Source organism: Labilibaculum euxinicum, from assembly GCF_009795715.1.
GTDB lineage: Bacteria > Bacteroidota > Bacteroidia > Bacteroidales > Marinifilaceae > Labilibaculum > Labilibaculum euxinus.
This window is the reverse complement of the sequence record NZ_WTCR01000013.1, coordinates 1-15,224: the sequence shown is the minus strand read 5'-3', so window position 1 is coordinate 15,224 and position 15,224 is coordinate 1. Positions and strand designations below refer to the sequence as shown.

At 37.5% G+C, this 15,224-nt stretch carries 12 protein-coding genes; 7 read left to right on the top strand and 5 right to left on the bottom strand.

Annotation, left to right across the window (positions count from 1 at the left end):
• Positions 1-55: 55 nt before the first annotated feature.
• The 6 genes from GQR60_RS15925 (at position 56) to GQR60_RS15900 (ending at position 9,369) form a co-directional block, all read left to right on the top strand.
• Positions 56-1,084: a homoserine O-acetyltransferase family protein gene (locus GQR60_RS15925; protein ID WP_124993891.1), complete on the top strand. Its 1,029-nt coding sequence runs from the start codon at positions 56-58 to the stop codon at positions 1,082-1,084.
• Positions 1,081-2,271: a homoserine dehydrogenase gene (locus tag GQR60_RS15920; protein WP_124993890.1), complete on the top strand. Its 1,191-nt coding sequence runs from the start codon at positions 1,081-1,083 to the stop codon at positions 2,269-2,271. Before GQR60_RS15925 ends, GQR60_RS15920 begins: the two co-directional genes overlap by 4 nt.
• 74 nt (positions 2,272-2,345) lie before the next feature.
• Complete coding sequence (locus GQR60_RS15915) at positions 2,346-3,605, top strand: aspartate kinase (protein ID WP_124993889.1); 1,260 nt, start codon at positions 2,346-2,348, stop codon at positions 3,603-3,605.
• 1 nt (position 3,606) lies between these two features.
• Positions 3,607-7,278: a methionine synthase gene (gene metH, locus GQR60_RS15910; RefSeq protein ID WP_124993888.1), complete on the top strand. Its 3,672-nt coding sequence runs from the start codon at positions 3,607-3,609 to the stop codon at positions 7,276-7,278.
• A gap of 78 nt (positions 7,279-7,356) precedes the next feature.
• Positions 7,357-8,316, top strand: coding sequence for a methylenetetrahydrofolate reductase [NAD(P)H] (gene metF / locus GQR60_RS15905; RefSeq protein ID WP_124993887.1), 960 nt, complete (start codon positions 7,357-7,359; stop codon positions 8,314-8,316).
• A gap of 513 nt (positions 8,317-8,829) precedes the next feature.
• Positions 8,830-9,369 (top strand): hypothetical protein, encoded by a 540-nt coding sequence (locus GQR60_RS15900; RefSeq protein ID WP_124993886.1) that lies wholly within the window; start codon positions 8,830-8,832, stop codon positions 9,367-9,369.
• A 217-nt stretch (positions 9,370-9,586) separates the two neighbouring features.
• Here the strand turns inward: GQR60_RS15900 and GQR60_RS20445 are convergent, their stop codons facing one another.
• Positions 9,587-9,685: a hypothetical protein gene (locus tag GQR60_RS20445; protein ID WP_124993885.1), complete on the bottom strand. Its 99-nt coding sequence runs from the start codon at positions 9,683-9,685 to the stop codon at positions 9,587-9,589.
• A 391-nt stretch (positions 9,686-10,076) separates the two neighbouring features.
• Here GQR60_RS20445 and GQR60_RS15890 point away from each other — a divergent pair, with 391 nt between their 5' ends.
• On the top strand, positions 10,077-10,715 hold the full coding sequence (locus GQR60_RS15890) for a hypothetical protein (protein WP_124993884.1): 639 nt from the start codon (positions 10,077-10,079) through the stop codon (positions 10,713-10,715).
• A 50-nt stretch (positions 10,716-10,765) separates the two neighbouring features.
• On the opposite strand, the gene GQR60_RS15885 is transcribed toward GQR60_RS15890, so the two are convergent.
• The 4 genes from GQR60_RS15885 to GQR60_RS15870 all read right to left on the bottom strand — a co-directional run bounded on the left by GQR60_RS15885 (position 10,766) and on the right by GQR60_RS15870 (position 14,638).
• Positions 10,766-11,707: a 2-hydroxyacid dehydrogenase gene (locus GQR60_RS15885; protein WP_124993883.1), complete on the bottom strand. Its 942-nt coding sequence runs from the start codon at positions 11,705-11,707 to the stop codon at positions 10,766-10,768.
• Positions 11,708-11,896: 189 nt separating this feature from the next.
• Positions 11,897-12,394 (bottom strand): hypothetical protein, encoded by a 498-nt coding sequence (locus tag GQR60_RS15880; RefSeq protein ID WP_124993882.1) that lies wholly within the window; start codon positions 12,392-12,394, stop codon positions 11,897-11,899.
• A 58-nt stretch (positions 12,395-12,452) separates the two neighbouring features.
• Positions 12,453-13,793, bottom strand: a complete 1,341-nt coding sequence (locus tag GQR60_RS15875) for a dihydroorotase (protein ID WP_124993881.1) — start codon at positions 13,791-13,793, stop codon at positions 12,453-12,455.
• Between the two features lie 113 nt (positions 13,794-13,906).
• Positions 13,907-14,638 carry a polyprenol monophosphomannose synthase gene (locus GQR60_RS15870; protein ID WP_124993880.1) on the bottom strand — a complete coding sequence of 244 codons (732 nt, stop codon included), beginning with the start codon at positions 14,636-14,638 and terminating at the stop codon, positions 13,907-13,909.
• Positions 14,639-15,224 lie beyond the last annotated feature (586 nt).

Genomic DNA, 15,224 nt, shown 5'->3' with positions numbered 1-15,224 from the left:
TGGGTGAAATTTTCACAAAGTAAAAAAACAACAAACAAAACAAAATCAATAAACAGTGAATCCAGAATGTTACATCCATAAAGAAGGTTTACAACTTGAATCAGGTGAGTGTCTGAAAGAGTTGGAGCTTACCTATCACACCTATGGGGAATACGATCCGCAAAGGAATAATGTGATTTGGGTTTGTCATGCTCTTACTGCTAATTCGGATGTTTTCGATTGGTGGGAAGGATTATTTGGAGAAAATGATTTTTTCAATCCAAAAGATTACTTCATAGTTTGCGACAATACTCTTGCTTCCTGCTACGGTTCAACCGGACCTCTTTCAAAAAATCCGGACAACGGACAGGCATATTATCATGATTTTCCACAACTAACGGTTCGGGATTTGGTTGGGGCACATGAAATTTTGAGAAAGCATTTGAAAATAGAACGTATTCATATGATGATTGGAAGCTCACTTGGCGGCATGCAAGCCATGGAGTGGGCTTATCTGTTGAATGGGAAGTTGGACAATTTGGTGATATTGGCCTCCAATGCAAAACATTCTCCTTGGGGAATTGCTTTCAACGAATCGCAAAGAATGGCAATTGAAGTTGATCCTACCTGGAAAGAATCGAATGATGAGGCAGGTTTGAATGGCATGCGCGTGGCAAGATCGATTGCTCTGCTCAGTTACAGAACTTATTCAACTTACGATCATTCTCAGCAGGAAAATGAAGAAGGCAAAACAGATCATTACCGGGCAAGTTCTTATCAGAGGTATCAGGGTGAGAAGCTGGCGCGCAGATTTAATGCTTATTCGTATTGGCATCTTTCAAAAATAATGGATAGTCATGATATTGGCCGTGGAAGAAATGGTTTGGTTTCTGCTTTGAACGAAATCAAATCAAGAACATTGGTGATTGGTGTAAATTCCGATCAGATTTTCCCAATTCAGGAGCAACGATTCATTGCTGACAATATTCCAAATGCAGAATTCCTGGAAATCAATTCAATTTACGGGCACGATGGCTTCCTTTTGGAACAGGAACAATTAACTGAAGTATTAAAAACATTCTTAAACGATAGCAAAATCAAATGAGTAATAAATTAAAAATAGGCGTTTTTGGCTACGGTGTTGTAGGTTCCGGATTGGCTCACGTTCTAAAAAACAGCAAAGGTTTGGATGCATCTATCGTGAAAGTTTGTGTGAAAGATGCAGCTAAGCAACGGGACATCGATCCTGAGGTACTTACATTAAATCCGGAAGATATTTTGAATGATCCGGAAATTAATGTTGTTGCAGAATTAATTGACGATGCAGATGTGGCCTACCAGATTGTAAAGGCAGCTATGCAAAATGGAAAGCATGTGGTTTCTGCCAATAAAAAAATGCTGGCCTATCATATCGAGGAACTGATTCAATTGCAGTGGCAATACAAGGTTTCATTTTTGTATGAAGCTTCGGCATGTGGAAGTATTCCTATTATCAGAAATTTGGAAGAATACTACGACAATGATTTATTGCAATCGGTAAGTGGAATCCTGAACGGATCATCTAATTATATCCTGACAAAGATTTTCAATGAAAATCTGGATTACCATCTGGCATTAAAAGAAGCACAGGATTTAGGATTTGCTGAAAGTGATCCTACATCGGATGTTGGTGGGTTCGATACTTTATACAAACTGATTATCCTTACCGTTCACGGATTTGGTTTGTTTGTGCATCCCGATGAGGTTTTTAATTCGGGAATCGCGAATCTTTCACCAAAAGATATTGAGTTGGCATCGCAAAAGGGATATAAAATTCGATTGCTGGGAAAAGTAACCAAAGTAAACGGCAATAGGGTGAATTTGTTTGTGGCTCCAAAATTTGTGAGACCAACAGAGCATGCTTATACGGTTGAGAGTCATTACAACGGCGTTTTAATTCAGGGGAATTTCTACGACAACCAGTTTATGTATGGAAAAGGAGCTGGTGCGCATCCAACCGGATCGGCAGTTTTATCGGATATAACAGCTTTGGCCTACAATTACAAATACGAATATAAAAAGCTGAAATATTATGGTGGTTTGGAATACACCAACGATATGGATGTTGAGATTTATTTGAGGTACACAGATAAAAACGATTTGGAATTATTTGATTTCAAGGAGATATCGGAATCGCTGACTGGAAAAGATTTTAACTATGTAATTGGAACATTGAATCTTTCCAAACTGATAAATATCCGTAAGCAAATTGCAGGGAAAGATATTTTCCTGGCTTATTTGGGTGATGAGTAATTTTGAATAATGGAAATCAATGTAAAATCTCATCCCGATAACTATCGGGGTTTGCATCTCAAATCTAACTAGAAATGATCATATACAAATTTGGCGGTGCATCGGTAAAAGATGCTGCTGCTATTAAAAATATTTGTCAAATTATTGGCAAAGTAAAGCGTCCGCTTACAGTAGTGATTTCGGCAATTGGTACAACAACCAACTTGCTGGAAGAAATTGTAGATGCTTATTTTTCCGGAAATGATAAGGCCTTGGAACTTTTTGATCTGCTGAAGGAAAACCACACTTCAGTGATCGATGATTTATTCGAAGAAGTTCCGGCGAAGGTCAGTTCGGAAATAAACGCTCTTTTCATCGAGCTGAAAACCAAAATTTCAAAACCATCATCCGATCAGTTCAATTTTGAATACGATCAGGTGATTGGTTTTGGAGAACTTTTATCAACAACAATTGTAGCTGCTTATTTAAATCATATCGGACAAAATAATAAGTGGATTGATGTTCGAACCTGTTTGGATTCCGATGATAATTACGTAGATGCCAACATTCTTTGGGATTCGTCGAAAGAAAAAGCCAATGCCGTATTTCCAGATAATCCGGCTGCATTGTACATTACGCAGGGTTTTATTGCCAGAGATCCGAATGGTTTCACCACCTCATTAGGAAGAGAAGGATCAGACTACACAGCGGCAATTTTAGCTCATTTGCTTGGCGCTGATAAAATGATCATCTGGAAAGATGTATTGGGAATTTTGAATGCAGATCCTGATTATTTTGATGTGACAACCAAATTGGATTTAATTCCTTATCATGAAGCAATAGAGCTTTCTTATTACGGAGCCAGGGTAATTCATCCGAAAACCATAAAGCCGTTGCAGGCAAAGAAGATTCCTTTGTGGGTGAAATCATTTATCGATCCATCGCAAAAAGGAACTTTAATTACAAAAGGAGATCAGCCACAACCATTGCTGCCAAATTACATTGTAAAAAAAAGACAGTTGTTAGTGACTTTAAAACCGCTGAATTTTTCTTTTATTGGTGAAAAAGACCTTGTTTTTATTTTTACACTGGTTACAAAGTATAGAATAAAGCTTAATTTTACTCAGAACACTGCGGTTAGCTTTGCATTCTGTGCCAATAGCTCAGCCAGAAATATGCAGGATTTGGTGGCAGAATTGGAAGAAAAGTATGAGGTTGAATTGAGTGAGGATTTGGAATTGATCACCGTTCGGCATTATACGCCGGCGACAATCGAAGAAATACAGAACAAACATCATGTTTTGGTAGAACAAAAGAATAGTAATACTGCAATCTATCTAACAGTCGCAAATTAATATGGAACAGAAATTTACATCTATTAAAGAGGCATTACAGAAGCAAATTCTTGTTTTAGACGGTGCCATGGGAACAATGATTCAGGCGCACAAGTTGACTGAAGCAGATTTTCGTGGAACCCGTTTTGCAGATTTTTCAAGTGATCAGAAAGGACACAACGACTTGCTGACTTTGACTCAGCCTGAAATCATTAAGGAGATTCATCAAAAGTTTTTGGAAGCCGGAGCCAATATTATTGAGACCAATACATTTAATGCCAATGCAATATCATTGGCCGATTATCAATTGGAAGAATTGGCGTATGAACTGAATTTTGAAGCAGTGAAAAATGCCCGTGCTGCTGTTGATGAAATGAATGTTATTGATCCAAATACTCCACGTTGGGTAGCGGGAGCAATAGGCCCAACCAACAAAACGACTTCCATGTCGCCAAAGGTTGAAGATCCTGGATATCGGGATGTAGGTTTTGATGATTTGGTGAGAATTTACACCGAACAGATAAAGGGATTACTGGATGGTGGAGTAGACGCCCTTTTGATAGAAACAATTTTTGATACTTTAAATGCCAAGGCTGCGATTTATGCGGCTGATTTATTGCTGGAAGAAAGAGGATTGGATACACCAATCATGATTTCGGGAACCATTACTGACAACAGTGGACGAACTCTTTCGGGACAAACCCTGGAGGCTTTTGTTACTTCAGTAAAATGTGACCGATTGCTGAGTATTGGATTGAATTGTGCTTTTGGAGCTAAAGATTTGGTGCCGTATATTCAACAATTGGATACGCTGCTTCCGGTTTATGTGAGTGTTTATCCGAATGCAGGTTTGCCAAATGAATTGGGAGAGTACGACGAAACTCCTCAAACCATGTTGGGTGATTTAAAAGAATTATTGGATAATAAGAAGATAAATATTGTTGGAGGTTGCTGTGGAACCCGACCAGAACACATTAAAATATTAGCTGATGCGGTTAAAGGTGCTGCTCCCAGAGAAATTCCGGTTGTAGAAAAGGAAACCCGTTTGAGTGGATTGGAATTACTGCGGATTAATTCGCTCACCAATTTTGTGAATGTAGGAGAACGGACTAATGTGGCAGGTTCTATAAAATTTGCCCGTTTAATTCGTGAGAAAAAATACGAAGAAGCACTTTCGATAGCTCGCAATCAAGTTGAAAACGGAGCACAAATCATCGATGTAAACATGGATGATGCCATGTTGGATGCTGAAAAGGAAATGGATATTTTCTTAAAGTTATTGGTGTCTGAACCGGAAATTTCCCGTGTTCCCATCATGATCGACTCATCAAAATGGTCGGTGTTGGAAACAGGATTGAAATGTGTGCAGGGAAAATGTGTGGTCAATTCAATTTCATTAAAAGAAGGTGAAGAAGAATTTATCGATCATGCAACCAAAGTAAAAAGATACGGAGCTGCTGCTGTTGTAATGGCTTTTGATGAAAAAGGACAGGCCGATACTTTCCAGCGAAGAACTGAAATTTGCGCAAGAGCCTATAAAATATTAACCGAAACGGTTGGCTTTCCGGCCGAGGATATCATTTTTGATCCCAATGTATTGGCAATTGCCACAGGAATCGAAGAACACAACAACTATGCGGTTGATTATATCAAAACCGTAAAGTGGATCAAAGCCAATTTGCCACATGCTAAAATTAGTGGAGGAATCAGCAATCTGTCTTTTTCTTTCCGGGGAAACAATACAGTTCGGGAAGCAATGCATTCCGTTTTCTTGTATCATGCCATAAAAGAAGGCTTGGATATGGGAATTGTAAATCCGGGAATGTTACAGATTTACGATGAAATAGAACCAGAACTTTTACAAAAAGTAGAAGATGTGGTTTTGAATCGCAAGCCTGAGGCTACCGAGATACTCATTGAATTGGCCGAAGGATTGAAATCGGTAGGGAAAGTTCAGGTGAAAGCCGATGCATGGAGAGAAAAACCTTGTTTTGAAAGACTTTCTTATTCTCTGGTAAAAGGAATCACCGATTATATTGAACAGGATTCTGAAGAAGCCAGACAGTTGTTGCCTCGTGCATTGGATGTGATTGAACAACCTTTGATGGATGGAATGAACATTGTGGGCAATTTGTTTGGCGAAGGGAAAATGTTTTTGCCTCAGGTGGTAAAATCAGCAAGGGTAATGAAAAAGGCTGTTGCTTATCTTCAACCTTTTATCGAGGAAGAGAAAAATAGTTTGACCGATGCGAAAAATGCCGGTAAAATAGTAATGGCGACCGTTAAAGGTGATGTACACGATATTGGGAAAAATATTGTTGGCGTAGTTTTAGGATGTAACAATTTCGAGGTGATTGATTTGGGCGTTATGGTTCCCAGCTCAAAGATTATAGAAGTTGCCATACGAGAGAATGTGGATGCAATTGGTTTAAGCGGGCTGATAACCCCTTCCTTGGAAGAAATGTGTTTTGTTGCTGAAGAAATGAAGCGGCAAGGTTTGGATATTCCTTTGGTAGTAGGCGGTGCAACCACTTCGGAATTGCATACTGCGGTTAAAATTGAACCAAATTATGAGAATGGTGTGGTTCACGTTATAGATGCTTCTAAATCGGTGGGAATTTTTAAACAGTTGTGCGATAAGAATAAAAGAAAAGATTTTTTGGCAAAAACCCGTGATGAGTATCAAATTGTGCGTGAAGATCATGAAAATAAAAAGCCGGTTGAATACTATACTTTGGATGAGGCCCGAAAAAACAGAGAGCAAATTGATTGGAAAACCGCTCCTATTTACCAGCCAAACAAAACAGGATTGCAGGTTCTGAATAACTTTTCGATTGGCGAAATCCGTAAATACATCGACTGGACTTTCTTTTTTGTAGCCTGGGAGCTAAAGTGTATGTATCCTGAAATTATGGAAGATCTGGATTTTAAGGAACAAGCTAAAATTCTTTTCGATGATGCCAATTACATGTTGGATGTAATTGAGCGTGAAGGATTGATTGAAGCAAGTGCGGTTTACGGATTGTTTCCTGCCAATAGTGTTGGCGATGATATCGTATTGTATACCGATGAAGACAGAACAAATGAAATTACCAGATTCTGCGGCATTCGTCAGCAGGAGAAGTTTAAAAAAGGACTGAGCAGTTTGTGTTTGAGCGATTTTGTGGCTCCAATCGAATCGGAAAGAATCGATTATGTGGGCGCCTTTGTGGTAACAGCAGGTTTGGGTATTGAAGAAATACTGGAGAAATTTGCCGAAGATCATGATGATTACAACAGCATCATGATTAAGATTTTGGCTGATCGTTTGGCGGAAGCTTTCACCGAATTACTGCACGAAAAAATCCGTAAAGAAGATTGGGGATATGCTGCCGACGAAGATCTTGACATAGAGATGATGCTTCGTGAACATTATCAGGGAATTCGTCCTGCTTTTGGATATCCGTCATTGCCCGAGCATTCCGAAAAACAGGTACTTTGGGATTTTATGGATGTTGAAAAAAACATAGGAGCAACATTAACCGAAAGTTTTGCCATGTATCCGGCAGCTTCGGTAAGTGGATTGATTTTCGCTCATCCGGAGGCATTGTATTTCTCTATCGATAAAATTAAGGAAGATCAATTAAAGGATTATGCCTCCCGAAAAGGAATATCCGAAGAGAAAGCAAAGAAGCTGTTAACAGCTATATTATAAATATGATTTATGAGAATTGGTTGTATCGGGAATGAATCTTATTTCTCAAATCTAATATCTCACATCTAAATTTAACCAATGAAAGTAATCGAACTATTAAATCAGGCAATTGAGAATAAAACCACACATTTCTCATTTGAATTGTTGCCTCCTTTGAGGGGAAACAGCATATACAAAGTTTTTAACACGATAGATAAGCTAAAGGAATTCGATCCTAAGTACATTAATATCACAGCACATCGCGACGAGGTGGTTTTCACAGAATCGGAAAGTGGTTTAATTGAAAAAAAAATTACCCGAAAGCGCCCGGGGACGGTAGCAGTGGCGGCAGCAATAAAAAATGAATACAAAATAACTGTTGTTCCTCATGTAATTTGCAGCGGATTTACCCCGGAAGAGACTGAAAATGCACTTTTGGATTTAAATTTTCTGGGTATTTACGATTTACTACTACTGCGTGGTGATTCATCTTCCCGCCATGCTTTTATTTCCAGTGAAGGAGAGCACAAATATGCGATCGATTTAATCAATCAGGTGAATGAAATTAACAAAGGCGGGTTTTTGGATGGCACACATGTAGAGCCTTTTGCAACTCCGTTTTCTTTCGGTACGGCCGGATATCCTGAAAAACACGAAGAAGCTCCAAATATTGATTCCGATATTTATTGGTTGAAAAAGAAAGTGGATGCCGGAGCTGAATACATCGTTACCCAAATGTTCTTCGATAATCAGAAATTCTTTGATTTTGTAAAGAAAGTACGCGATGCCGGTATTACAGTTCCTGTTGTTCCAGGTATCAAGCCAATATCTGCTTTAAGCCAGTTGACAGTGCTTCCGCAGATTTTCAAAACCGATATTCCTGAAGCATTAGCTGCCGAAGTTCGCAAATGCAAAACCAATGATGAGGTAAAGCAAGTTGGTATAGAGTGGGGAATTCAGCAAGGAAAAGAATTGATTCAGCACGGGGTTCCTTCCTTACACTTTTATACACTTATGGCATCCGATTGTGTTCGTGATATCGCAAAAGCAATCTATTAAATACGTTAAGGTTTATTTTTTCCTTCGAAAAAAGAAGCATCCAGTATCAAATTAAACCAGAGGCTCAAGATCTGATACCATACCCCTGATTTTTAATCAGGGGGTAAGGAGCAACAGAATTTGTAATTCGTATTCAGCTGTTGGCAGTTAGAAAACGATCCCGCAATGGGAGGTCTCTTTGTGTTTTTACTTGATTAGCACTTTTTTGGATAAAATGGAACGCTTTCTCTCACAAAGTGGCCCTCATTTCTCAGTATGGAAATCCCTTTGGCTCAGAGAGGAAAGATTAGCTTATTGATGGGAAGCTCTCCAATGATGAGTTTCGTGAATTAATCCTGCTCAGGGATTTAAAACTTTGTGCAGCTTTTTATTAAATTTACAAAGAAGATCGTATAAGTAATCTTTTAGAATTATGTGCGATTTATTTTTGACTATGCACCTTGAATTTTCAGCGAATACACTATAAAATAGAGATTGAAGTGTATTTGACAGAGAATGATAAAATTTATTGAAATGAAGAGAATACTATTTGTACTGATGTTTTTATTTGTTGCAGCATTTTCGAATGCCCAAATTTTTAATACATCAGGAATTTTAAAAAGTGGTGAGGCGTCGATTGGATTTGAACCCTCGATGTTGGTATCCAATGGATCAAATGAATTTTTAATGTTTTTCCATGCTGGAGTAGGCGTTGGAAGAAATATCGATTTGGGAGCTAAGATTGGTGCTTTTGGCGATGAAACCTATTACGGTGGCGATGTGGAGTTCGGAATCAGTAAGAATCTCTCATTGTCAGCAGGAGCTCATCATTTTCATGATTTTGGTTTGGATGGAACAGCAAATGTAACGGTTCCCCTGGCATCAGGCACAAAATTGATTACCGGATTAGATATGGATATTAATTTTGGCGATGAAACAACAATCCCTCTTTGGGTGCCAATCGGCATAAGAGTTGCAGTCGGTAATGGATGGTCGCTGATTATGGAAGCTGAAATTGAATTAACCGATGAGGCTTACCATTACTTTGGAATTGGAATGGCTTACGGATTTTAGAATTCACAATTACAAATAAAAAAAACTCCGCTTTGGGCGGAGTTTTTTGTTCTAAATATCTCTATTTTCCAAATTCATCAATAGTTTTTTGAGCCCTAACTTCCGATAGTTTCCTATTCGATTCATGAGTCCAGCCACCAACGTGCAGACTCAGCAATGCTTTTTTTCGCTTCAATCTGATAAACAAACACCTTTCATCTGACCAGATGCGGATTTTTCACCAGATGGCAATACGAACCACTTTTCCGCGTGCAGTATTAATAAGGCAAATCAGTTTTTTAAATTTATTCAGGAATTCATTATTCATCATAAACATTGTTTCCTTTGTTTGCTACACATGCACATACAGACTCATAATATCGCATTGCTCAAACAAGTCTTCCATCATTCTTCCTTCGCAAAACTCGCCTGAATAGTTGAATTTGTCGTAATCAGTTGCTTTTCTGTCAAAACTTTTAATGGATAGGCAAAAATAATTTCCGTAGTACCGTATCTCATAATTCTAATAATATCGTTTTTTAGGTTCTGTTTATAGGTTCATATTTGTTGATGAAAGGCTTTTAATTGTTGATTAAATGCTATTGAGTAAAGATTTTTGAGAAAAAATATTTTTCTATTAAGTGGATTTTAGGTAAATTGAATTGAACAGTAATACTTGTGGTATTGGTGATTATTTTTACATAAAATAATGTAATTAACTTAAACTCATGAAAAAGCGAAAAACAAGCATTCAGAAGTTAAAAGAATTTGCAAGGCAGTCTAATAGAAATATTGACTTTTCAGTGAAGCATTGTCATGGTAATGCTTTGAATCCTCTTATTTATAATCTTCGAAATCTGTATATTCCTAATAATGGAGGTGAGAATAGTTATTTTGTATGTTTTGGAGATTCCCGAAAGATAAATGAAAAATCAACGTTTAGTGGTGTTTTTTTCCCAATATCGATGTGCAGATCAGCTAAAATACTTATCAGAAAGAAAAATATAAAGGATATATTTAATCCCTTCTTATCGCAGAGCGATTATAAAACGGGCAATGAATCTTTCGATTCTCAGGTGGTGATAGAGGAGTTTGATTCTATCGGGACAAATAATATTTTTAAGAATTTAGAGATACAAGAATTGATTTGTAACTCATTGGAGTTTGATAAAAGGCTTAAAATCGGAGTGAATCTTGTAAATACCAGTTTTGTTCCGTCATTAATAAACAGATCTCATTTTGGAATTTTTACTACAGACAGATGGTTCGTTGAGCCGGAAAAAATAGAAACTTTATTCAGCATTGCAGAAGAAATCAGAAGTCATATTATTCAGATTGAGGAGCCTAAGCTGGAGCTTCATATTTAAAATACAAAACCTTTAATTTAATTAAAGGTTTTGTATTTTAGTAAGAATCATTACTCTCCAAATTCATCAATAATCTTTTGAGCCGTAACTTCCGATAGTTTAATATTCGATTCATGTGTCCAGCCTCCAACGTGCGGACTAAGCAGTACTTTTTCCGATTCAATTAAATATTGAAACTCTGCGGGCAGCTCCGATGCATGCAAATCTTCGAATGAAGTTTTTTCATATTCCAGTACATCCAAACAAGCACCTTTAACCTTTCCTGTTTCTAAATTTTTCACCAAATCAGCAATACGAACAACTTTTCCGCGAGCAGTATTAATAAGGTAAATTGGCTTTTTAAATTTATTAAGGAAGTCATCATTCACCATAAACATTGTTTCCTCCGTTTGCGGAACATGTAAACTCAAAACATCACATTGCTCAAACAAGTCTTCTATCTGTTTTTCTTCACAAAACTTATCCGAATAATCGAATTTATATTTGTCGTAGGCAATAACTTTGCAACCGAAACCTTTCAGGCGTTGGGCAAAAGCACCGCCCATATTTCCATATCCAATAATACCAATGGTTTTTCCTTTTATTTCGATGCCTCGATTTTCTTCCCGTCGCCACATTCCATTTCTAACTTCCAAATTGCACCGGCACAAGTTGTTGAAAAGAGAGAGCAACATTCCTACAGCATGTTCGCCAACCGCATCTCTGTTTCCTTCCGGAGCATTAAAGCATCTAATCCCTTTGCTTTCGGCGTAGTCTACATCAATGTTTTCCAATCCGGCACCCACACGGCCAATAAATTTCAGACGAGTAGCCTGGTCTAATTCTTCCTTGTTCAATTTGAATTTACTGCGGATAATAAAGCCGTCGAACTCATGAAAAATTGCCAGAAGTTCTTCTTTGTTCTTTTCAGGAGCATAAGTGCATTCAAACCCTGCTTCTTCAAGCATTTCTTTCAAACGTGCGTGGGTTGAATCTATAAATAGTACTTTCATTCTTTTTATGATATAAGATTGTAGATGTGAGAAGTTTCGGGCTTTTTTTCTTAGGCAAGGCCGTATGTTCTCAAATGCCGTACAAAAGTAAATGTAAATTTAGAAAATGAACAATCTGTTTGAAAGTATTAATGGCGGTTGATAGCTAAGAATTGGAATTGGTTTAAAATCAGTGAAAATTACAAACGATCATTTTTTATCAGCATCTAAATCCACTACAAAACTGGCTTTGTATCCTCTGACTTTTCCCAGAGCATCATATATCTCGTAGCCAAACATCATTTTTTTAACTCTCTTTTCAAGAGAAAGCTTTTTCGCATCCCAAAACCATTCCTCTTCAAACTGAATGTTTCCCGTTTTATTCATCAAATCACTTTCGGCTATTATTTTTTCAAGTTCAGGAATTGATAACTGATGATTGTCGTAATAATCAAAGGCTGGAAGATCGCCATTTCTTACCGCATTAATAATGTCTTTCACCAGATCGTGAATATTGGTATTTGCAAGGCATTCAGTTTTCCAATCATCTTCCGGATTCGGATTAGTCACCAAAACCTCATAAATAATAGGATTGGCGATTTTCACACCAGAATATTCTTTGTTTTCAACAGTGTCTTTCTGCTGGCAGGAAAACAAAAACAGCCCTGAAAAAATCAGAGCTGTAACTATAAGATTATAGTGTTTCATATTTTGAAGATTTCACCTTTTTACTTTTACCTTTTTTCTTATTTCTCAAATCTCACTTCTACCTTTCAAAACTCAGCCTCATTCCTTTAGTACTGTCATCAAATACACCATTGTCGTAGGCCAAATGACCATTAACAAAGGTTTTGTCTACTTTATATTGGAATTTCTCACCATCAAAAGGAGTCCATCCACATTTGTATAACGAATTGGCATTGGTAGCTGTCCAGTCATCTTCCTTTAAAAGAACCAAATCGGCGTAGTATCCCTTGCGAATAAATCCACGTTTTTCAACCTGAAAAATTTCAGCTGGAGTATGGCACATTTTCTCCACTACCTTTTCCATACTGATTTTTCCTCTACGTGCTTGTTCCATCATTGCTATCAGCGAATGCTGAACCAAAGGACCACCACCGGCGGCTTGTATGTAGTTGCCATCCTTTTCTTCCGGAGTATGCGGAGCATGGTCAGTTGCAACCACATCCAAACGATCATCCAAAAGAGCTTCCCAAAGCGCATCCTGATCTTTTTTTGTCTTAATTGCAGGATTCCAACGTATTCTCGACTTCTTAGTCAGGTAATCTTTATCATCAAACCATAAATGATGAACACAAACCTCACTGGTAATTCTTTTATCTTTTGCAGGAATCGAATTATCAAACAAATCCATTTCCATTGCACTCGACAAATGCAGAATATGCAAACGTGTATTGTATTTCTTTGCCAGTTCGATAGCTTTCGATGACGATTTGTAGCAAGCCTCGGCACTTCTTATCACACCATGATACTCCATAGGAATGTCATCACCGAATTTTTTCTGATATTCAGCCTGATTTTTATCAATGGTGGGAGTGTCCTCACAGTGGGTTGCGATCAACATGGGCGATTTTTCAAAAATCTGCGAAAGCGTGTCAATATCATCTACCAACATGTTTCCGGTCGACGAGCCCATAAATATCTTAATGCCACAAACCGATTTCGGATCTGTTTTTAAAATCTCCTCCAGGTTTGTGTTTGTAGCGCCCATATAAAAGGAATAGTTTGCCAAAGATTTTTCAGAGCCTAATTTATAACGTTCAGTTAGCAATTCCTGAGTTACCGTTTGTGGTTTCACATTGGGCATATCCATAAACGAGGTAGTTCCGCCAGCAACGGCAGCTCTCGATTCTGTATACAAGTCACCTTTTTGTGGCATTCCCGGATCACGAAAATGAACCTGATCATCAATAACACCCGGAATCAGTAATCTTCCGGCAGCATCAACAACAGTCCAATTCTTATCCGTAACTTCAGGAGCTGAAGTATATATTTCTTCAATTAGCTGATTTTTTACAAGAACACTTCCTGCAAACTTTTTGCCTTCATTAATAATCAAGGCGTTTTTAATTAGAAAACTTGACATTTGGTTGCTTAGTTAATACGTTGTAATATTTTGTATATTATAGTATATAGATGTTTGGGAAGCCTCACTATTTTATCAAATAAATTAATCTCATAGCTAACATCTCACTTCTCCTATCTATTATATTTTGTGAAAAAGCTTCTCAATTTCATTTTAATCACTCCCCAAACAGCTTCATTAAAAATTCCACCACTCATTTTAGAGGTTCCTTGGGTTCTGTCGGTAAAAATAATTGGTACTTCAATAATATTAAAACCAAATTTCCAGGTGGTAAACTTCATTTCAATCTGAAAAGCATAGCCTTTAAATCGGATATTATCCAAATTAATCGTTTCCAATACCTTTCTTGTGTAGCATTTAAAGCCGGCTGTAGCATCATGAATCTTCATTCCCGTTACAAACCGGACATATTTCGATGCAAAATACGACATCAATACTCTACCCATAGGCCAATTTACAACATTTACACCGGAAACGTAGCGCGATCCAATAGCCATATCGCCGCCTTTTTCCGAACAAGCCTTATATAAGTGAACTAAATCTTCAGGATTGTGTGAAAAATCAGCATCCATTTCGAACACATATTCATATTTGCGTTCCAACGCCCATTTAAAACCAGTAATATATGCTGTGCCCAAACCAAGTTTGCCCTTGCGTTCTACAATGTGCAGCTGCGAAAACTCATTTTGTAGTTTCTTTACAATAGCAGCAGTCCCGTCTGGCGAGTTATCTTCTATAATCAGAATATCAAAAGCTGTATCCAGCGAAAAAACCTTCCTTACAATCGCTTCAATGTTTTCTTTTTCGTTGTAAGTTGGGATAATAACAATACGATTTGTCACCATGAGAGATTAATGTGTTAAAATAATTTTGCAATACGAAGATAGTATATCTACCTAAAATCTTTTCCGAACGATAGTTAAAAAGCCTAAAATTTTTAATTTTAATTCATTCCATTTCCAATTTCGTATACGAAAGAATAGAGAAATTGGTCGGGCTATCCGCTAAATCTTTTACTTCGTTCCTCGTTAAAAGGATATCGCTTCTATTTCTAATGGAGGGTTCTCCCGATCATCAGCGAATAATGTTTTACTCAGCACCATCAGGAATCATTCGCTAAATTATTTTTTATAAAAAATAATTATTCATGTTATCAGTTAGTTAAGTTAATGTTTGGAAAAACTTTATGAAATGGTTTGGAATTGGGAAAAATAATGGTTTATCTTTGCACCGCTTTCAACGGAAAGTGGGCAGGATTTTGGGTGATTTGGGGAGTAATTTTTTTATCACCGGAACGGGCTTTATTTTTTTGAAATTTTTTCACTTTGGGATTAGGATATAATGAAATAAATGATTTATCTTTGCACCCGCTTTGGGAGCTAACGAGCTCGTGAGTCCCTAGGAAACTTGGGGATTACAGCGAAATTGTCC